Genomic DNA, 18,936 nt, shown 5'->3' with positions numbered 1-18,936 from the left:
AGACAATTCATGCCTTGGTAACCCTAATGTGGGGTTAACGGTGCGGAAGCGGCGTCAAAGACGCGATTGTCGGGCGCCCGCAAAAGCGCCATAAGCCGCGTCATGACCTCGCCCCTGGTTCGCTTCGCGCCGTCGCCCACCGGCTATCTCCATATCGGCAACGCCCGGCCGGCGCTGTTCAACTGGCTCTTCGCCCGCCGCCACGGCGGCCGCTTCCTGCTGCGCTACGACGACACCGACATCGCCCGCTCGAAGCCGGAATATGCGCAGGCCATTGCCGAGGATCTCGGCTGGCTTGGCATCGTGCCCGATCTCGTCATCAAGCAATCGGAGCGGCTTGCGATCTATGATGCCGCGGCCGAGCGCCTGCGCCAGGCGGGGCGGCTCTACGCCTGCTACGAGACCGCCGACGAGCTCGACCGGCGCCGCAAGCGCCAGCTCGCCCGCGGCCTGCCCCCGATCTACGATCGTGCTGCATTGAAGCTTACGTCCGAGCAAAAGGCGGCCTTCGAGGCGGAGGGGCGCACGCCGCACTGGCGGTTCCTGCTGGAGCCGCGCGAGGTCAACTGGGACGATCTCGTGCGTGGCGCTTCGCATGTCGATTGCGCCTCGCTCTCCGACCCGGTGCTGGTGCGGGAGGACGGCAGCTATCTCTATACCCTGCCGTCGGTTGTCGACGATATCGAGACCGGGGTGACCCATGTCATCCGTGGCGAGGACCACGTCACGAATACGGCGGTGCAGGCGCAGATCTTCGAGGCGCTAGGCGCGAGCTTGCCGGCTTTCGGCCACCACAACCTGCTGACCACCGCGAGCGGCGAGGGGCTTTCCAAGCGCCTCGGCCATCTTTCCCTGCGCGGCCTGCGCGACAGCGGCGTCGAGGCGCTGGCGGTCGCGGCGCTGGCGACGATGGTCGGCACATCCGATGCAGTGCGTCCGGTTGCCAGCCTCGACGAACTCGCGGGCTTGGTCGAGCTTGCCCATGTCTCGCGGGCGCCGGCCAAGTTCGACGAGCACGAGCTGGCGGCGCTGAGCGCCCGCACGCTTCATCAATTTCCGTTCGCGGCCGTCGCGGGCCGACTCTCGGCGCTCGGCATCGGCGGAGGCGAGCCCTTCTGGCTGGCGGTGCGGGGAAACCTCGCGAAGCTGGATGAGGCGGCCTTGTGGTGGCAGGTCGTTCAGGGACCGGCCGTGCCCGTGATCGCGGATCAGTCCTTTGCGGCTGCGGCGGCCGATCTGCTGCCGCAGGAGCCCTTCGACGCCACGACCTGGAAGAGCTGGACGCAGGCCGTCTCGGCAGCGACCGGCGCCAGGGGCAAGGCACTGTTCATGCCGCTGCGGCAGGCGCTGACGGGTCTGGATCACGGCCCGGAACTGGCGGCGCTGCTGCCGCTGATCGGGCGTGAGAAGGCGCTGAAGCGACTGGCCGGCGAGAGCGCCTGAACGATCCCCTCTCCGCTGCGGGAGAGGGCCAGGGTGAGCGGTCTCGCGGCGCCGGTCGCGAACCGATTGCCGAACTATCTAGGCGTGGCCCCTCATCCGTCGGCGTTTCGAGCCGCCACCTTCTCCCGCAAGGGGAGAAGGTGTGTGGGGCGACCGGGCAGCCCGCTGCTCACTCGTGCCGCTCCATCGCCGAGGCGTGCTTGGTGTCGCGCATGGTCGAATAGACCAGGAACGACAGGAAGATGACGCCGGCGAGGTAGTAGTAGAACCACTCCTCATGGCCCTGCTGCTTGAAGAACAGGGCGATGGCCGGCGCCGTGCCGCCGAAGACCGAGACCGTGACCGCATAGGGCACGGCGACGCCTGTGGCGCGGATCGCGGTCGGGAACAGCTCCGCCTTCACGACGGCATTGATCGAGGTGTAGCCGGCGGTGAAGATCCAGGCGCCGCAGATCAGCAAGAAAGCCATCCACGCCGATTTCGTGCCGGCGAGCGTCGTCAGGATCGGCACGGTCAGGAGCGTGCCGGCGAGGCCGAAGAACATCAGCATCGGCTTGCGGCCGATCTTGTCCGAGATCAGGCCGTAGATCGGCTGCAGGATCGCCGCGAAGATCAGCGAGCCCGCGATGACATAGGTCGTCACGATGTCGGAGAGCCCGACCGTCTGTCTGACGAAGGTCTGCATATAGGTGGTGAAGGTGTAGAAGGCGGCGGTTCCGCCGGCGGTGAGGCCGACCACGATCGCAACCTCGCGCGGATACTTCATCAGGCCCTTGAGCGAGCTCTCGCGCTTCATCGTGCCTTTGGCCGCCTCAAAGGCTTCGGTCTCCTGCATATGCCGCCGCATGAACATCGCGGTGATGGCGAGGAACGCGCCGATGACGAAGGGGATGCGCCAACCCCAGGCGACGAGCTGCTCATGCGTCAGGAAGACATTCTGGAGCAGCAGCAGCACCAGGATGGCGGTGAGCTGGCCGCCGATCAGCGTGACGTACTGGAAGCTCGAATAGAAGCCGCGATGCTCGGGATCGGCGATCTCGGTGAGATAGGTGGCGCTCGCGCCATACTCGCCGCCGAGGCTCAGCCCCTCGATGATGCGCGCCAGCGCCAGCAGGGCAGGGGCCGCGAAGCCGATCGTGGCATAGGTCGGCGTCAGCGCGATGATCAGCGAGCCGAAGCACATCATCACCACCGACAGCGTCAGCGACAGCCGCCGCCCGTAGCGATCCGCCAGATGCCCAAACAGCCAGCCGCCGACCGGCCGCACGATGAAGCCCGCGGCGAACAGGGTCGCGGCGTTCAATTGCTGGACGACCGGATCGTGCGAGGGGAAGAAATGTGGCGCGAAATACAGCGCGAAGGCGGTGTAGGCGTAGAAATCGTACCACTCGACGAGGTTACCGACGGAGCCGATGAAGATCGCCTTGAGGCGCCGCCTGGCGTCGTCGAGTTCGATCGGATGAGGGTGCGGGGTGGTCGTCGTATCGGACATGGCGGCCTGCTGAGGCTGGGGAGCGTCAGAGGGCGAGCGCGCGGCCTGGTAGGCCGTGGAGGCGGTCTGGCGGGCCTCCCGGAGGGCGGCTGGGCGGCCTCTTTATGCGTCGGTTTTTGGCATGCGTCCAGCGGCCGGCGCGCTGAGTTTCCGCCAGCCCATCTGCGCATGATGCATGGAACTTTGCCGGATCAAGGCCGAACGAGCTGCGGGCTCAGATTGGGCGCGAGATTGGGGGCGACGATCCGAACGGAGCGGCGTTCGCCGGTCACGCTGCGCGACTCGCTCTTCAAGCCATCCTTCTTGTCGAGCACCTGCTCGCCGACGATGTCGGGGCCGACGCCGGCCGACTCGGTGCCTGAGGTCGGCGAATTCTCGGACGGCATCGGCTTATCATCCGCGGCCTCGGGTGCATTGGCCGGCGCTCCAGGCACCGGCTGTTGCACGGCGCTCCGCCGCTTGGCCTCGGCTTTCGGATCGAGCTTCGGGCGCGAGAGCTCGGCCGCGCGCTGCTCGGTGAGGATGACGTCGCCCTTGCGCTTGTCGAGCAGATACTCGGCGTTCTTGAGCGCCGCCGACCAGCTCTCGCCCTGGCCACGGCAGGTGCAGGCTGCATCGAAGCTGCGCGTGTACTTCAGCGCGTTCGGCAGGGAGGAATAAGGCTGCCCGGTCGAGCGTGAGGCGGCATTCTGAACGTCGCCGCCAGCACTCATGCCGTAAGCGAGCGTTTCGACGCCCGGGCAGAGCGCCTGGCACATCTCGTCGGGATTGCCGGTGTTATTGCTCAGCGGGAAGAAGAAGCCGTCGCAGGTTCTCACGCAGACGGTCTGCGGGCCGCCAAGACGCGGCTTCGCCGGTTCCGTGGATTGCTCCGGGTCGAGCTCCGGCATCGTCGAATCGACCTCGCCGCGGCGCGGCTCCAGCCCGAAGATCGTCTCGAAGAAGCCGCGCGGCTGCGCCCGGCAATTGTTGTTGATCGCGGCGGCGAGCTGGGCGCGACGCTGCTCGACCCCGCCGCCCTGGGCCTGCCGCTGCAGCGCCGTATATTGCGACTGCAACTGGCCGAGTTGGGCGCGGATCGCGCCGCATTGCGGCGGGCCCGAATCGAAAATGCCGAAGGTGCGCTCGCAGCCCATCGCGCGATATTGCCCGTTGAGCTGCGAAAGCTGGGCGCCGACACGTTCGGCCGCCTGGGCAGCACGTGGGTCGCTGCCGCTACGACCTTGCAGGCTTTCAAGTTCCGAGCGCCAGGCGTCGCAGGAAGGCGATTGCGCCGCGGCAGGCCCGCTGAGAGCTGCCAGCGCCAGCAGCGCCATGCCAAAACGTCTGGAAAGTCGCAGGATCATCGCAGGTCGGGTCACGCCATCCATTGTCGAAAGCCGGTTGCCGGCTCCGTCCAACAACACCCGCCAAACACGACGGAACTATGGAGCGGCCCGCGTCGGTGCGCCGCGGACCTGGCTCCCGCTGGACGCTTCGCATGCCATATTCGGGCCGTTGCAGCAATCCGGGGAAGCGCGCGCCGCCGCGGTGGTGGAAAACGCGGGCTTTCGCTAGAAGGGCTGCCTGAATGGCGCTCCGGCGCCTCTCCGCGCGCTCCGTCAAAGAGGCAAGCTCCGCCATGTCCGATTATCTGCCTCTTCACGAAGCCGTCATCCCGGAGCTGCCGAACTACTACCGCGGCAAGGTCCGCGAGAACTACGATCTGCCGGACGGCCGGCGCATCCTGATCTCGACCGACCGGCTCTCCGCCTTCGACCGCGCGATCGCCTCGATCCCCCTGAAGGGGCAGGTGCTGACGCAGACGGCGCGCTACTGGTTCGAGCAGACCGCCGACATCTGCCCCAACCATGTGCTGGAATATCCCGACCCCAACGTCGTGGTCGGCAAGCGCCTCGAGATCCTGCCGGTCGAGATCGTCGTGCGCGGCTATCTGGCCGGAACGACCGGCACATCGGTCCTGACGCTCTACAAGCAGGGTCAGCGCGACATGTACGGCATCACCCTGCCGGACGGCCTGCGCGACAATCAGGAGCTGCCGCAGGCGATCATCACGCCGACGAGCAAGGCTTTCGACGGCGGCCATGACGAGCCGCTCTCGCAGCGCCAGATCGTCGAGGGTGGACTGCTGACGCAGCAGCAGTGGGACACCGTGTCCGGCTATGCGCTCGCGCTCTTCGCACGTGGACAGAAGCTCRCCCGCGAGCGCGGCCTCATCCTCGCCGACACCAAATACGAGTTCGGCACCGACGCCGAGGGGCGCATATTCCTCGCCGACGAGATCCACACGCCCGATTCGAGCCGCTACTGGTTCGCGGAGAGCTACCCGGCCCGTTTCGCGGCCGGCGACAAGCCGGAATCCTTCGACAAGGACTTCGTGCGCAACTGGGTGGTCGCCCGCTGCGACCCCTATAAGGAAGCGCTTCCGCCGATCCCGCAGGAGCTGATCGACCAGACCTCGGCGGTCTATGTCCGCGCCTTCGAGACGATCACGGGCAGCGTCTTCGCCTATCCACCGAAGGGCGAGGACCCGCTGCCGCGGATCAGGCGCAATCTGGCGCGGTATTTCTAGGCGGATATTAATCCAGCCCTCATCCTGAGGAGCCGCGAAGCGGCGTCTCGAAGGATGGTCGAGGGCGCGACAGAACCATCTGGAGGATCCTTCGAGACGCGCTTCTGCGAAGCGCTCCTCAGGATGAGGGCTGAGTGCTTGAAATCTGCACTTAAGCCCCGTCCTCGTCCCGATAATTTCCGGCGAGATGGCGCCCGCGCTCGGTCAGTGTCGAGAGCACGCGCTCGAACACCTTGAGTTCGTCGGGGGCGATGCCCTCGACCCAGCGCGCCTCGAAGCCCAGCGCCAGCGGCACGATCTGGTCGTAGATGCGCTTGCCGGCGGCGGTCAGCGTCACGAAGGACTCGCGCCGATCCTGCCGGTTCTCGGAGCGCGAGACGAGGCCGCGCTTCTCCAACTCGCCGACCGCGCGCGAGACCTTGGTCTTGTGCATCTGGGCGAGCTCGCCGATGTCGCGCGAGGTCAGCTTGCCGAACTCGCCGAGCTGCGCCACCACGCGCCATTCCGGGATGCCGATCCCGAAATGCTCGCCATAGATGCGCCCGAGGGCGCGGCCGCCCAGTGTGCCCACGACGTTGAGGCGGTAGGGCAGGAAGCGCTCCAGATGGAGCGCCTTGGTCTCGGGATCGGCGGGCGGTTTCGTCGTCATGGCGGTGAACAGGCGCGCCTCAGCGCGCCTTCAGCCTGTTCATGAAGGAATCGTAGGACAGCTCCGCGACCTGCCACCAGAGCAGGTTCTCGCCGCGGAAGGCGACCATCGAGTCGTAGCCTTTCTTGAAGTCCGGGCTCTTGGCTCCGGTCTCGGCATAGTACTCCTCGGCCGCCTTGAGAGCTGCTTCCATGACCGGCAGCGGAAAGGCCTTGAGTTGCGCGCCCTGCGCCACCAGCCGGCGCAGGCCGCCCGGGTTCACGAAGTCATATTTCGCCAGCATCCAGTTGTTCGCGGCTTCGCAGGCATTCTGGACGATGGCCTGATAGTGCTTCGGCAGCTTGGCCCAGGCGTCCTTGCCGATGATGAGGTGCAGCATCGCGCCGCCCTCCCACCAGCCGGGGTAGTAGTAGTATTTCGCGACGCGGATGAAGCCGAGCTTCTCGTCGTCATAGGGGCCGACGAATTCGGCCGCGTCGATCGTGCCACGCTCCAGCGCCGGGTAGACGTCGCCCGGTGCGATCTGCGTCGGGACGACGCCGAGCTTGGCCAGCACCGCGCCGCCCATGCCGCCGATGCGGAACTTCAGGCCCTTGAGGTCGTCGAGGCCGCCGAGTTCCTTGCGGAAGAATCCGCCCATCTGGCAGCCGGAGTTGCCGCAGGGGATGGAATAGGCGTTGAAGCGGTCGAGCACGCCGTTCACGATCTGCTCGCCGCCGCCGAAATACCACCAGCTATGCTGCTGGCGCGCATTGAGGCCGAAGGGAATGCCGGTGCCGAGACCCAGCGTCGGGTCCTTGCCGATGTAGAAATAGGTTGGCGAATGCGCGCATTCGACCGTGCCGGAGGAAACGGCATCGAGCGCCTGCAGGCCGGGGACGATCTCGCCGGGCGCGAAGACCTGGATGTCGAACTTGCCGTCCGTCGCCTCGGATACGTATTTCGAGAACTGCTGCGCCGTGCCGAAGATGGTGTCGAGCGACTTCGGGAAGCTGGACGTCAGGCGCCATTTCACCTCGGGCTGCGACTGCGCGATCGCCGGCATCGCGACGGTCGTCGCGGCGGCGGCGAGGGCCCCCGTTTTCAAAAAGCTGCGACGTTCCATATGGTCTCCTCCCGAAGGCTTGTCGCGTCCTTATTGGCGCGTCCGCGAAGGAATGAAAAGAGATGAAGCTTGCCTCTCTCTCGCATGGCCGTGATGGCCGCCTCGTCATCGTCTCGCGGGACCTGACGCGGGCGACCGACGCCTTCCCCGTCGTTGCGACCCTGCAGGCCGCGCTGGACGACTGGCAGCGGCTCGCGCCGCGCCTGGCCGATCTCGCCGAGGGGCTGGAGCACGGCTCGGTGCCGTCCTTCCGCTTCCACGAGCATCACTGTGCCGCGCCGCTGCCGCGCGCCTATCAGTGGCTCGACGGCTCTGCCTATGTGAACCATGTCGACCTCGTCCGGAAGGCGCGGGGGGCTGCGATGCCGGAAAGCTTCTGGACCGATCCGCTGATGTACCAGGGCGGCAGCGATGCGCCGCTCGGTCCGCGCCAGCCGGTGCTTGCGCGCAGCGAGGAGGACGGCATCGATTTCGAGGCCGAGGTCGCGGTCGTCACCGACGACGTGCCGATGGGGGCGAGCCGGGAGGAAGCGCTCGCCCGGATTCGCCTCGTCATGCTCGCAAACGACGTGAGCTTGCGGAATCGGATTCCGAGCGAGTTGGCGAAAGGCTTTGGATTCGTTCAGTCAAAACCGTCTTCGGCCTTCTCGCCGGTCGCGGTCACGCCTGACGAACTCGGCGCGGCCTGGCGGGACGGAAAGCTTCATCTGCCGCTACTGGCGCTGGTCAATGGCAGCCTCTTCGGCAAGCCCGACACGGGAGTCGACATGACCTTCGACTTCGGCACGCTCGTCGCCCACGCCGCCGCCACGCGCCGGCTCTCGGCCGGCACGATCGTCGGCTCCGGCACGATCTCGAATCGCGATGCCGGCGGCGGCCCGGGCCGGCCGGTAGCGGAAGGTGGCCTGGGCTATGCCTGCATCGCCGAGCAGAGGATGGTGGAGACGATCCTCCGGGGCGAACCGAAGACGCCTTTCCTGCGTTTCGGCGACGCGGTCCGCATCGAGATGAAGGACGCCGCCGGGCATTCCATCTTCGGCGCGATCGAACAGGAGATCCTGCCTCATGCCTGAGCCGAGCGATGTCTGAGAGCGCGGGCCGCCGGGGGGCGCTCAGCGCCCATTTCCGCAAGATGGCGCACAACAACGCCTGGGCGAACTGGCGGCTGCTTTCGGCCTGCATGCGACTCGACGACACCGCCTTCAAGGCGACGCGCACGAGCTTCTTCCCCTCGCTGCATGAAACGCTGAACCACAACCTGATGGTCGATCTCTACTACATCGACGCGTTCGAACGCGGCGGGCTCGGCCGGCAGGTGTTCGAGCGCTTCCGGCCCTTTGAAACGCCCGCGCTGTTCCATGCGCAGAGCGCCACCGATCGCCGCCTGATCGCGGTCTGTGACGGGCTGTCGGATGCCGCCCTCGATGCCACCGTCACCACCGATCGTGGCAAGCATGGCGCGATCGAGGAGCGCATCGACGATCTGCTGGCGCATCTCTTCCAGCACCAGATCCACCATCGCGGCCAGGCCCATGCGATGCTGGCCGGGACAGACATCGCGCCACCCCAGCTCGACGAATATTTCCTGCTCTACGATTCCCAGCAGACGCGCGTCGAGCTACGCCGCCTCGACCTGCTGCCGCCGGAAGAGCTGCTTTGAGCAGGGAAGGGGTTTGCCGTGCTTGGCGGCAGCCCGCGCGCCGGATAACCTGACGACGAAGCGCCGATGCCTGCCGCGAGAAACGAGCCGCCATGATCGAGACCGTGCCGTTCTATTCGACCATCGTTCCGCTCGCCTTCTTCGTCTGGGGGCCGGTGCTGGTGGTGGTGCTGTTCTGGGCGGTCGGCTTCTGGTCGAGCCGGCAGGGCGTGCCGCGCATGCTGGAGAGCGATTGGGACGGCTACAATGTGGCGGATGTCGAGAAGCTGTTCTCGCTCTATGGCGAGCAGACGCGGGCGCGCTATCGCAACCGCGTGCTGCCGGCCGACGTCGCCTGTGCCTTCACCTATGCGATCGTCGGCGCGCTGCTGATCGCCGGCCTCGCGATGCGCGGACAGCCCTGGTGGGTGGCGGTGCTTTGCGGCGGCGGCTGGTTCCTCGGCGGACTCTGCGATGTCGCCGAGAATTTCGCGGTGGCCCGCTTGCTCGATCGCTATCCGCAGGTCGATGCCGGCAACGTCGCCTTCGCCAGCGCCATGACCCGGCTGAAGCTCGTCCTGTTCGCGCTCGGCGTGGTCGGCGCGCTTGCCGCCGCCTATCTCGTCTTCAAGCCTCTGGCTGGGTGAGACTGCGCCACGCGGCGCGTCCGAGCCATAGCCGCGCCGCCGGCACCGGCGGATCGCCGATCAGGATGCGGGGATCGGTCGGTGCGGCCTCGAAGCCCAGCCGCTCGGCCAGACGCAACGAGGCGGCGTTGAGCGGATGAGTCGTGATGCCGACCATGGGGAAGCCGAGCGTGCCGAAACCGTAGTCGAGCAGGCGGGCAGCGGCTTCGCCGGCATAGCCCTTGCCCCAGTGCCGGACCTTGAAGCGATAGCTGATCTGCACGTCGTCCACGGCATCTCCGTCGGGAATGAGCCCGACATAACCGATGAACTCCGTCGGAGCCTTCTTGGTGAAGATCGACCAGTAGCCCAGCCCGTACGCGACATGGTTGAAACTGCGCGCGGCGACGGCATCGCGCCCCATCGCCGGGTCGCCGACGGGTGCTATGTGGCGCATCACCTGCGGGTCGGCGTTCAGCCGCACGATGGCGTCGAGATCGTCTAGCCTGCGCGGGCGCAGCAGCAATCTCTCGCTTTCCAGTTCCGGTAGCACGCAGCGATCCTCTTCCCGGCGGTTGCACTGCAAAACTCTGGTGCAGCGGCCGCATGCTTCCCATATCCTGCCGGGCGCCGAGCTGAAACGCGCCGGGAGAATGGGAATGCTGCTTCGTCATGGGGTTCTGGCTGCGCTGGCCGTCACTCTGGCAGGAACGACGCTATCGCCGGCGATGGCACAAGAGGATCTGATCTTCCGCAAATCGACGGTCTGGAAGATGCTGACCCCGAACGACAAGCTCGCCGTCTACGGCGTCGACGATCCCATCGTCGAGGGTGTCGCCTGCCACTATACGGTGCCCGAGAAGGGCGGCGTCTCCGGCATGTTCGGTGTGGCCGAGGAGGTCTCGGAGGTCTCGCTCGCCTGCCGCCAGGTCGGCCCCATCAAGTTCAAGGAGAAGGCGGAGCAGGGCGATGTCGTCTTCCGCGAGCGTCGCTCGCTGGTCTGGAAGAAGATGCAGATCGTGCGCGGCTGCGACGCCAAGCGCAATGTGCTGGTGTATCTGGTCTACACCGACAAGCTGATCGACGGCTCGCCGCAGAATTCGACCTCGACCGTGCCGATCATGCCCTGGGGGGCGTCCGGCGAGCCGCCGAAATGCTCGGAATGGATTCGCTGACCGGCGCGCAGATCAGTCGCTGCAGGTGATGCTCAGCGGCTGCTCGGCCACCTGCGCCGGGCTCGGCCGGGCGACAGTGCCGGTGAAATCGGCGCGATCGGCCACGCCGAAGGCCACCGCCTTGCCGAAGCCCTGGGACTCGCACCAGGCGTTCGCGACGATCTTGCCGCACTCGGCCTTCGTCGAGATGCAGTCGGCGACGCCATAGCCGTCGCTGGCCGGGATCAGGAAGGTGCGCGGCTCGTTCGCGGCAGCGTTCGAACGGCTGGTCGGCATGATCGAGAGCGAGATGCCGGCGGCGACGATCCCGAGCAGTCCGACGAAAGCCACGGCGCGGCGCATGAAATCTGATTCCTGATGAAGACGGGCGGAGAACCCGTGAATCGGGAGGATGGTTCCGGCCGGTTAAATTTGCGTGAATTGCGGCCGAAATGTTGCGGCGCAACAAACAGGGCGCCCTCTTGACGCAAGCCCTGTGGACAGGCAATCACTTTCCGTCATGACGCGAGCCGCCATCAACAGCCCTTGCATTATTTGCCGCTAGCTTTCGCTGGCCGGCTGCTCACGTCCTCGTCCTGAAAACGAACCGACAAAAGCGCCCCGGCCAGCGGCCCGGTCGTTTTTCGTATTCCGCAGTTTCGTTCGTTCCAGGATTTAGCCCCGATGTCGCCGACCCTGAGGCTCTACAACACGCTGACGCGGACGAAGCAGGCCTTCGCGCCGATCGATCCGTCGAATGTCCGCATGTATGTCTGCGGGCCGACGGTCTACGACTACGCCCATATCGGCAATGCCCGTCCGGTCATCGTCTTCGATGTGCTCCACCGGCTGCTGCGCCACATCTACGGGCCTGAGCATGTCACCTATGCCCGCAACCTCACGGATGTCGACGACAAGATCAACGCCCGTGCCGCCCGCGACTTTCCGGGCTTGCCGCTGAATGAGGCGATCGCGAAGGTCACTGAGACCACGACGGCGCAGTTCCACCACGATGTCGATGCGCTCGGCTGCCTGCGCCCGACGACCGAGCCGCGTGCGACCGACCACATCGAGGAGATGAAGGCGATCATCGAGCGCCTGATCGCGCGCGGCGTCGCCTATGTCGCCGAGGATCATGTGCTCTTCCATGTCCCGGCCGTCGCGCATCTCACGAGGGCGCCGAAATACGGCACGCTCGCCCGTCGCTCGCTCGACGAGATGCTGGCCGGCGCGCGCGTCGATGTCGCGCCCTACAAGCGCGACGCGATGGATTTCGTGCTGTGGAAGCCGAGCCGGGAGGGCATCGATCCCGGCTGGCCGTCGCCGGCCGGCATCGCCACGCCCGGCCGCCCCGGCTGGCATATCGAGTGCTCGGCCATGTCGATGGCGAAGCTGCTGACGCCGTTCGGCGGCGGGCTTGCCTGCGACGACCCGGCCAAGAACGTTTTCGACATCCATGGCGGCGGCATCGACCTCGTCTTCCCGCACCACGAGAACGAGATCACGCAGTCCTGCTGCGCCTTCGGCGGAGCGGAAGGGCAGCCGCTCATGGCCAATATCTGGATGCATAACGGCTTCCTGCAGGTCGAAGGCGAGAAGATGTCGAAGAGCCTCGGCAACTTCGTCACGATCCATGAGCTGCTGGAGACTGACGCGTTCGGCGGCCGCAAATGGCCGGGCGAAGTGCTTCGGCTCGCGATGCTGAAGACGCACTACCGCCAGCCGATCGACTGGACGGTGAAGGCGCTGGAGGAGGCGGAGCGTAAGTTGCGCCAATGGGTAGCGCAGATCGAGTTCAACGAAATTTCGGAGGATCAAATCGCTCTGCCGCCGGAATTCGTCGAAGCGCTTGCGGATGATCTGAATTTTGCCGAGGCAATGAAAGCAATCGAGGGGGCGCTCAAGGATGGAACTGGCCAGCGCACTCTTGTCGCGATGCTGGAACTGATCGGGATCGATATCTGGAAATTCGCTCGCGAAGAGGCAGAGCGAAACACCGCAGCCCTGCGCGCAGAGGAAGAAGCTGCTGGAGTGGACGTCGAGGTGCTGATCGCCGCTCGCCTCGACGCCCGCCGCGCCAGGAATTTCGCCGAGTCCGACCGCATCCGCGACGAGCTCGCTGCGATGGGCATTGCGCTCAAGGATGGCAAGGACCCCGCCACGGGCGAACCGACGACCAGCTGGGAGGTGAAGCGATGACCCCGAAGATCCGCCCTGCCGGCTCGCTCTCCCTCGCCATCAAGCTGGTCATGCTGGCGATGGTCGTGCCGCGCGTCGTCCGCTTCAAGCTGAGGCGGGAGCGATGAGCGCGGCCCGCGTCCATCTCTTCGACACGACGCTGCGCGACGGGGCGCAGACCACCGGGGTCGATTTCTCGCTCGACGACAAGCGCGCCGTCGCGGCGCTGCTCGACCGGCTCGGCGTCGATTATGTCGAGGGCGGCTATCCCGGCGCCAACCCGCTCGATACCGCCTTCTTCGAGGAGAAGGCGACGAAGCAGGCGAAATTCGCCGCCTTCGGCATGACCAAGCGGGCAGGGCGCTCGGCAGCGAACGATCCCGGCATCGCCGCGCTGCTGGCGGCGAAGGCCGATGCCATCGTCTTCGTCGCCAAGGCCTGGGACTACCATGTCCATGTCGCGCTCGAGATCTCGCTGGAGGACAACCTCACCGGCATCGCCGAGAGCGTCGCCGCGGCGAAGGCCGCCGGTCGCGAGGTGATGCTCGACTGCGAGCACTTCTTCGATGGCTACAAGGCCAACCCGGACTATGCGCTCGCCTGTGCCCGCACCGCTTTTGAAGCCGGCGCCCGCTGGGTCGTGCTCTGCGACACCAATGGCGGCACGCTGCCGGACGAGGTTGGCGCGATCGTGCGCGAGGTCGCGAAGGTCGTTCCGGGCGAGCATCTCGGCATCCATGCCCATGACGATTGCGGCTGCGCCGTCGCCAATTCGCTGGCGGCGGTCGAAGCCGGCGTGCGCCAGATCCAGGGCACGCTCAACGGCCTGGGCGAGCGCTGCGGCAATGCCAATCTCGTCACGCTGATCGGCGCGCTCAGGCTCAAGGACCGCTTTCGCGACCGTTTCGAGCTCGGTGTCAACGACGCTCAGCTCGCTGAGCTGACCCATGTCTCGCGCGCGCTCGACGAGATGCTGAACCGCGCGCCGAACCGCCATGCGCCCTTCGTCGGCGCCTCGGCTTTCGCGACCAAGGCCGGCATCCACGCCTCGGCCGTCCTGAAGGACCCCCGCACCTACGAGCACGTCGCGCCGGAAGCGACCGGCAATACCCGCAAGGTCCTGATCTCCGACCAGGGCGGCAAGTCGAACCTCGTCGCGGAGCTGGAGCGCATCGGCGTCACGCTCGGGCGTGACGATCCGCGGCTCAACCGCGTGCTCCAGGAGGTCAAGGACAAGGAAGCGCAGGGTTACGCTTTCGAGGGCGCCGACGCCTCCTTCTTCCTGCTGGTGAAGCGCATCCTCGGCGAGGTGCCGGACTATTTCGCGGTCGAGCGCTTCGCGGTGAATGTCGAGCGCCGCTACAACGCGCTGGGCGAGCTCGTCACCTTCTCCGAGGCGATCGTGAAGGTGAGGGTTGGCGATGACCTGCTGATCTCGGCGGCCGAAGGCGATGCCGGGCCGGTCAATGCGCTCGATATCGCCTTGCGCAAGGATCTCGGTCGCTACCAGTCGCTGATCGAGGGGCTGCGGCTGGTCGACTACAAGGTGCGCGTGTTCCAGGGCGGTACCGACGCCGTGACCCGCGTGCTGATCGAGTCGGGTGACGAGACCGGCGAGCGCTGGACCACGGTCGGCGTCAGCGCCAACATCATCGACGCCTCGTTCCAGGCGCTGGTCGACTCGATCACCTACAAGCTGGTGAAGGCTGGTGCGACGGCTTGAGCGCGGTCGCCCCGTCATGCTCGGGCCCGACCCGAGCATCTCTCGCGGGAGGAGCTTCCTGCCTCCTGGTGCCGAGATTCTCGGGTCCAGGCTACGCTTCGCCCGAGAATGACGGTCTTGTGCCTGTCACTCCGTCAGGCGGATGACGCGGTCCCGGCACAAATCCATGTCGGCGTCGCTGTCGGCCTCGTCTTCGAATTTCCCCTGCACCGTATAGGCGCAGCCCTGCGGCTTGTTGAGCTTGAGTGCGACGCTCTTGCCGGGCGCCAGCGGCTTGGCGAGCTTGGCGACGAGGCGGGGCTGTTCACCGGCGGTCGCGATCTCGAAGCTGTTGAGCGGAACGCTGCGCTGGTTGGTGATGGTGATCTGCGCATGCGGTTTGCCGGACTGCGCGGCGGCGGGCAGCGCCGTCAGCGCGAGAGCGGCGGCGGCGCCGAGTGCCATGGCGACAAGATACTGATCTCTCATGGTTGTTTCTGTCCCCGATCCTGAGCGTCCTGCGCTCTGACCGGATCAGACACCGGGCTTTCGACGAGAGCAAGGCGGGTTTCCGGCGAGACCGTCGCTGCTTTCGGAGCAATCCCACATGCATCGGCGCGCGATTGCGTCTATACGGACACGCCAACTGGAATCGTGTGAAAATGTCCGCGCCGTCAGCGCCGCCCCCGGCGCCGAGCTTCCATCGCTCCGCCGTGATCCAGCCGGGTTCCGGCTTCTTCGCCACCTTCCGTGCGCTCTGGCCCTATCTCTGGCCGGCGGAGCGTGCCGATCTGCGCAGCCGCGTCGTCGCGGCCTTCGCGCTGATGGTGGCCGGGCGGCTCGTGCTGATGGGCGTGCCTTTCACCTTCAAATGGGTGACGGACGCCCTGGCCGGCACCTATTCGAACCTCGAGAACTGGTTGCCCTGGCTGGTCGGGGCGCCGCTCGCACTGACCGTGCTCTACGGCCTCGCCCGCGTCGGTTCTGCTGCCTTCGTGCAACTGCGCGACGCCATCTTCGCGCCGGTCTTCATGCATGCGGTGCGCACGCTGGCGCTGCAGACCTTCGGTCACCTGCATCATCTTTCGCTGCGCTTCCATCTCGAGCGCAAGACCGGCGGCCTGACCCGCGTGCTGGAGCGCGGTCGCAACGGCATCGAGGAGATGGTCCGCCTCGGTCTCAACCAGCTCGTGCCGGTGATCATCGAGGTCGTGCTGATCATCGCCGTGCTGCTCTACCTGTTCGACTGGCGCTATGTTGTCGTGCTGGTGGCGATGGTCACGACCTACATGACCTACACCATCAAGGCCACGGAGTGGCGCATCGCCATCCGCTCGGCGATGAACGAGTCCGACACGGACGCCAACGCGAAGGCAATCGACTCGCTGCTCAACTACGAGACGGTGAAGTATTTCGGCGCCGAGGCCCGCGAGACCGCCCGCTACGACCAGTCGATGGCGCGCTACGAGCGCAATTCGGTCAAGTCCTATACCTCGCTCGCCTGGCTGAACTTCGGCCAGGCTGCGATTTTCGCGGTGGGGCTGACACTGTCGATGGTGATGGCGGTGCGGGGCTTCCAGGCCGGCACCAACACGGTCGGCGATCTCATCCTGATCAACTCCATGCTGATCCAGCTCTATTTGCCGCTGAATTTCATGGGCACCGTCTACCGCGAGATCAAGCAGGCGACGCTCGACATCGCACAGATGTTCTCGCTGATCGGCCGCGACCCCGAGATCCAGGACAAGCCCGGCGCGAAGCCGCTGCAGGTCCCGGCCGGGGAGGTCTCCTTCGAGAACGTGCAGTTCGCCTATGTGCCCGAGCGGCCGATCCTGCGCGGCGTGTCTTTCAAGGTTCCGCCCGGCCGCACCGTCGCCATCGTCGGTCCCTCCGGCGCGGGGAAATCGACGATCTCGCGCCTGCTCTTCCGCTTCTACGAGCCACAGGGCGGTCGCATCCTCATCGATGGCCAGCCGATCGCCGATGTTCAGCAGGTCAGCCTCCGCGCCGCGATCGGCATGGTTCCGCAGGACACGGTGCTGTTCAACGACACGATCGAGTACAACATCCTCTACGGCCGCCCCGAGGCGACCATGGCGGAAGTCGAGGAGGCCGCGCGCCTCGCTCAGATCGATCGCTTCATCCGCCTGTTGCCGGAAGGCTACGCCACCTCGGTCGGCGAGCGCGGCTTGAAGCTCTCCGGCGGCGAGAAGCAGCGTGTCGCCATCGCCCGCACCATCCTGAAGGGGCCGCCGATCCTGGTTCTAGACGAGGCGACCTCGGCTCTCGATTCCTTCACCGAGAAAGAGATACAGGACGCGCTCGATCGGGTCAGCGAAGGTCGCACCACGCTGGTGATCGCCCACCGCCTCTCCACCGTCGTCAACGCCGATGAGATCATCGTGCTCGACAAGGGCGTCATCGTCGAACGCGGCCATCATCGCGACCTGCTCGCCGCGGACGGCGTCTATGCCGCGATGTGGAACCGCCAGCGCGAGGTCGATGAGGCCAAGGCCACGCTCCAGCGCGCTACCGAGGCGGAAGGCGAGAGCGTCAGGGTGAGCCTGACGTAGAAACTGGATTAGCCGCGGGCGTCATGCTGGCCCTTGTGGCGAGCATCCACGCCTTGAACACCGCTCTTCATCAGTGAAGACGTGGATGGTCGGGACGAGCCCGACCATGACGGCAAGGGCGCCGGCGCCCGGCCAGCTTAAAACCGCTCGCAACTTCGGCGCGTTTCCGGCATGCTCCGGCCGCAGGGCAAAGGCACTGGGGGAGCGGCTGCCATGTTTGATCCGACGACATTCGTAGGTTTTCACACTTGGCTCAGCCTGATCGCGATCGTGGCCGGGTTTCCGGTCGCGGCCGGCTTGCTCCATGGGCATACGCGCCCGGGCTGGACCGGGGTTTTCCTGTCGACCGCCTTCGCCACCAGCGCGACCGGTTTCGGCTTTCCCTTCAGCGGCGTGCTGCCATCCCACATCATCGGCGCGATCCACATCGCGCTGGTCGGGATTGCCGCCTTCGCATTGTATGGGCGCAGACTGGAAGGAGGCTGGCGTCGCACCTACGCGATCACCGCGATGCTGTCGTTCTACCTGCTGGTCTTCGTGCTGGTGGCGCAGATGTTCGGCAAGATCCCGGCCTTGCGGGCGCTGGCCCCGACCCAGTCGGAACCGCCCTTCGCTATCGCCGAGGCGTTCGTGCTGTTTGCCTTCGGCTTCCTGACCTGGAAGGCGGCGGTGCGCTTCGTCCAGATGCCACGGATCGCCTAGGCGCGGTGCTGCCGCTTCGAAGGTTCAGTGCCCGCCGGTGATCAGCGCGACCTGCTTCCGGGGGGGGCGCCGCTGCTGGGCTGCGGCCGATGCACCTTTCGATGCCCCGGCACTCGCCGTGGCCGTCGCCATGCCTCTCTCCCGCGTTGGATCCGTTTCCTCGCAGGTGAACCGGGGTGGACAACGTGGATTCCGGCTCGAAGAGCGTTTGAGCGGTGAATCGGCGGCAATGTCGCAGCTAACGGGCTTTCCCTGGCGGGCAGAACGCCCTAAATCAGCGCAACGCCTGTGGCCGTCCATGCTAGGGCATCGTCATTCACGCGCGCTCGGCGCGCCGACACGTTCAACGGATACCGCCTCATGTCTCTCGTCGATTCCGTCCGCAAGGTGATCGTGCCCATCCACAAGGAGGGCTATGTCTTCATCGCCATCGGGCTGGTCGCGACCATCGTGCTGGCCAATCTCTGGTCGCCCTTCGGCTGGGTCGGCGCGATCATCACGGTCTGGATCTGCTATTTCTTCCGCGATCCCGTCCGCGTCACGCCGCAGCGGGAAGGGCTGGTGATCTCTCCCGCCGACGGCCGGATCAGCCAGATCGCCCAGGCGCTGCCGCCGCCGGAGCTCGAGCTGCCGGCCGAGCCGATGACGCGCATCTCGATCTTCATGAACGTCTTCGATTGCCACGTGAACCGCGCGCCGGTGCCGGGCCGCATCGCGAAGATCGCCTATACGCCGGGTCTTTTCCTCAATGCCGAGCTCGACAAGGCGAGCGACGACAACGAGCGCAATGCACTGGCCATCGAGACGACCTCCGGCATTGTCGGCGTCGTGCAGATCGCGGGCCTGGTCGCGCGCCGCATCGTGCCCTTCGTCAAGCAGGGTGACACACTGGCGACGGGCGAGCGCTTCGGCCTCATCCGCTTCGGCTCGCGCGTCGACGTCTATCTGCCGACGCACATCGCGCCGCTGGTCGGCGTTGGACAGACCGCGATCGCCGGCGAGACCGTGCTGGCCGACATGAGCGGCAACGAGCCGATCGCGCGCAGTTTCCGCGACATCTGAGGGTAGGGTGGGGACGACGTGCCCCGCCTCGACCTCCGC

18 protein-coding genes are annotated in these 18,936 nt (G+C 66.3%); 11 read left to right on the top strand and 7 right to left on the bottom strand.

Going from position 1 to position 18,936, the window contains the following annotated elements; all coding sequences use genetic code 11:
- Positions 1 to 102: 102 nt before the first annotated feature.
- Positions 103 to 1,443, top strand: a complete 1,341-nt coding sequence (gene gltX / locus AB4Z10_RS01095; RefSeq protein ID WP_441468515.1) for a glutamate--tRNA ligase — start codon at positions 103 to 105, stop codon at positions 1,441 to 1,443.
- Positions 1,444 to 1,612: 169 nt separating this feature from the next.
- Here the strand turns inward: gltX and AB4Z10_RS01090 are convergent, their stop codons facing one another.
- Together AB4Z10_RS01090 and AB4Z10_RS01085 are read right to left on the bottom strand one after the other, a co-directional pair.
- On the bottom strand, positions 1,613 to 2,935 hold the full coding sequence (locus AB4Z10_RS01090; protein ID WP_441468514.1) for an MFS transporter: 1,323 nt from the start codon (positions 2,933 to 2,935) through the stop codon (positions 1,613 to 1,615).
- A gap of 191 nt (positions 2,936 to 3,126) precedes the next feature.
- Positions 3,127 to 4,296 (bottom strand): DUF2865 domain-containing protein, encoded by a 1,170-nt coding sequence (locus AB4Z10_RS01085; protein ID WP_441468513.1) that lies wholly within the window; start codon positions 4,294 to 4,296, stop codon positions 3,127 to 3,129.
- 260 nt (positions 4,297 to 4,556) lie between these two features.
- Here AB4Z10_RS01085 and AB4Z10_RS01080 point away from each other — a divergent pair, with 260 nt between their 5' ends.
- Entirely contained in the window at positions 4,557 to 5,507 is a 951-nt protein-coding gene (locus AB4Z10_RS01080) for a phosphoribosylaminoimidazolesuccinocarboxamide synthase (RefSeq protein WP_441468512.1), read from the top strand.
- Between the two features lie 151 nt (positions 5,508 to 5,658).
- Here AB4Z10_RS01080 and AB4Z10_RS01075 read toward each other — a convergent pair whose 3' ends face one another.
- Both AB4Z10_RS01075 and AB4Z10_RS01070 read right to left on the bottom strand, forming a co-directional pair.
- Positions 5,659 to 6,156: a MarR family winged helix-turn-helix transcriptional regulator gene (locus tag AB4Z10_RS01075; RefSeq protein ID WP_441468511.1), complete on the bottom strand. Its 498-nt coding sequence runs from the start codon at positions 6,154 to 6,156 to the stop codon at positions 5,659 to 5,661.
- Positions 6,157 to 6,175: 19 nt separating this feature from the next.
- A complete protein-coding gene (locus tag AB4Z10_RS01070; RefSeq protein ID WP_441468510.1) occupies positions 6,176 to 7,261 on the bottom strand; it encodes a TRAP transporter substrate-binding protein in 1,086 nt (361 codons plus the stop codon).
- Between the two features lie 62 nt (positions 7,262 to 7,323).
- Between AB4Z10_RS01070 and AB4Z10_RS01065 the strand changes: the two genes are divergently transcribed.
- From AB4Z10_RS01065 to AB4Z10_RS01055, 3 genes are all read left to right on the top strand, one after another.
- On the top strand, positions 7,324 to 8,334 hold the full coding sequence (locus AB4Z10_RS01065) for a fumarylacetoacetate hydrolase family protein (protein WP_441468509.1): 1,011 nt from the start codon (positions 7,324 to 7,326) through the stop codon (positions 8,332 to 8,334).
- Between the two features lie 8 nt (positions 8,335 to 8,342).
- Positions 8,343 to 8,921: a DinB family protein gene (locus AB4Z10_RS01060; RefSeq protein ID WP_441468508.1), complete on the top strand. Its 579-nt coding sequence runs from the start codon at positions 8,343 to 8,345 to the stop codon at positions 8,919 to 8,921.
- A 92-nt stretch (positions 8,922 to 9,013) separates the two neighbouring features.
- Positions 9,014 to 9,547, top strand: a complete 534-nt coding sequence (locus AB4Z10_RS01055) for a hypothetical protein (RefSeq protein WP_441468507.1) — start codon at positions 9,014 to 9,016, stop codon at positions 9,545 to 9,547.
- Here the strand turns inward: AB4Z10_RS01055 and AB4Z10_RS01050 are convergent.
- Positions 9,528 to 10,079 carry a GNAT family N-acetyltransferase gene (locus tag AB4Z10_RS01050; RefSeq protein ID WP_441468506.1) on the bottom strand — a complete coding sequence of 184 codons (552 nt, stop codon included), beginning with the start codon at positions 10,077 to 10,079 and terminating at the stop codon, positions 9,528 to 9,530. The genes AB4Z10_RS01055 and AB4Z10_RS01050 overlap by 20 nt on opposite strands.
- A gap of 106 nt (positions 10,080 to 10,185) precedes the next feature.
- Here AB4Z10_RS01050 and AB4Z10_RS01045 point away from each other — a divergent pair, with 106 nt between their 5' ends.
- A complete protein-coding gene (locus AB4Z10_RS01045; RefSeq protein WP_441468505.1) occupies positions 10,186 to 10,701 on the top strand; it encodes a CreA family protein in 516 nt (171 codons plus the stop codon).
- 12 nt (positions 10,702 to 10,713) lie between these two features.
- Here the strand turns inward: AB4Z10_RS01045 and AB4Z10_RS01040 are convergent, their stop codons facing one another.
- Positions 10,714 to 11,043, bottom strand: coding sequence for a hypothetical protein (locus tag AB4Z10_RS01040; protein WP_441468504.1), 330 nt, complete (start codon positions 11,041 to 11,043; stop codon positions 10,714 to 10,716).
- 321 nt (positions 11,044 to 11,364) lie between these two features.
- Here AB4Z10_RS01040 and cysS point away from each other — a divergent pair, with 321 nt between their 5' ends.
- Entirely contained in the window at positions 11,365 to 12,879 is a 1,515-nt protein-coding gene (gene cysS, locus AB4Z10_RS01035) for a cysteine--tRNA ligase (RefSeq protein ID WP_441468503.1), read from the top strand.
- A gap of 103 nt (positions 12,880 to 12,982) precedes the next feature.
- Complete coding sequence (gene cimA / locus AB4Z10_RS01030; RefSeq protein WP_441468502.1) at positions 12,983 to 14,581, top strand: citramalate synthase; 1,599 nt, start codon at positions 12,983 to 12,985, stop codon at positions 14,579 to 14,581.
- 126 nt (positions 14,582 to 14,707) lie between these two features.
- Here the strand turns inward: cimA and AB4Z10_RS01025 are convergent, their stop codons facing one another.
- Complete coding sequence (locus AB4Z10_RS01025; RefSeq protein ID WP_441468501.1) at positions 14,708 to 15,049, bottom strand: hypothetical protein; 342 nt, start codon at positions 15,047 to 15,049, stop codon at positions 14,708 to 14,710.
- Between the two features lie 173 nt (positions 15,050 to 15,222).
- Between AB4Z10_RS01025 and AB4Z10_RS01020 the strand changes: the two genes are divergently transcribed.
- The 3 genes from AB4Z10_RS01020 (at position 15,223) to AB4Z10_RS01010 (ending at position 18,897) form a co-directional block, all read left to right on the top strand.
- Positions 15,223 to 17,133: an ABCB family ABC transporter ATP-binding protein/permease gene (locus AB4Z10_RS01020; protein WP_441468500.1), complete on the top strand. Its 1,911-nt coding sequence runs from the start codon at positions 15,223 to 15,225 to the stop codon at positions 17,131 to 17,133.
- Between the two features lie 213 nt (positions 17,134 to 17,346).
- On the top strand, positions 17,347 to 17,835 hold the full coding sequence (locus AB4Z10_RS01015) for a hypothetical protein (RefSeq protein ID WP_441468499.1): 489 nt from the start codon (positions 17,347 to 17,349) through the stop codon (positions 17,833 to 17,835).
- A gap of 360 nt (positions 17,836 to 18,195) precedes the next feature.
- The gene (locus AB4Z10_RS01010; RefSeq protein WP_441468498.1) at positions 18,196 to 18,897 is read left to right on the top strand and encodes a phosphatidylserine decarboxylase; all 702 of its coding nucleotides are present in this window, start codon (positions 18,196 to 18,198) and stop codon (positions 18,895 to 18,897) included.
- The last annotated feature ends 39 nt before the right edge of the window (positions 18,898 to 18,936 follow it).

Origin of the sequence: Allobosea sp. RAF48, assembly GCF_052114025.1 — a bacterium.
GTDB lineage: Bacteria > Pseudomonadota > Alphaproteobacteria > Rhizobiales > Beijerinckiaceae > Allobosea.
Note: the sequence above shows the minus strand (reverse complement) of the source record. Positions and strands in the feature narration are given on the sequence as shown.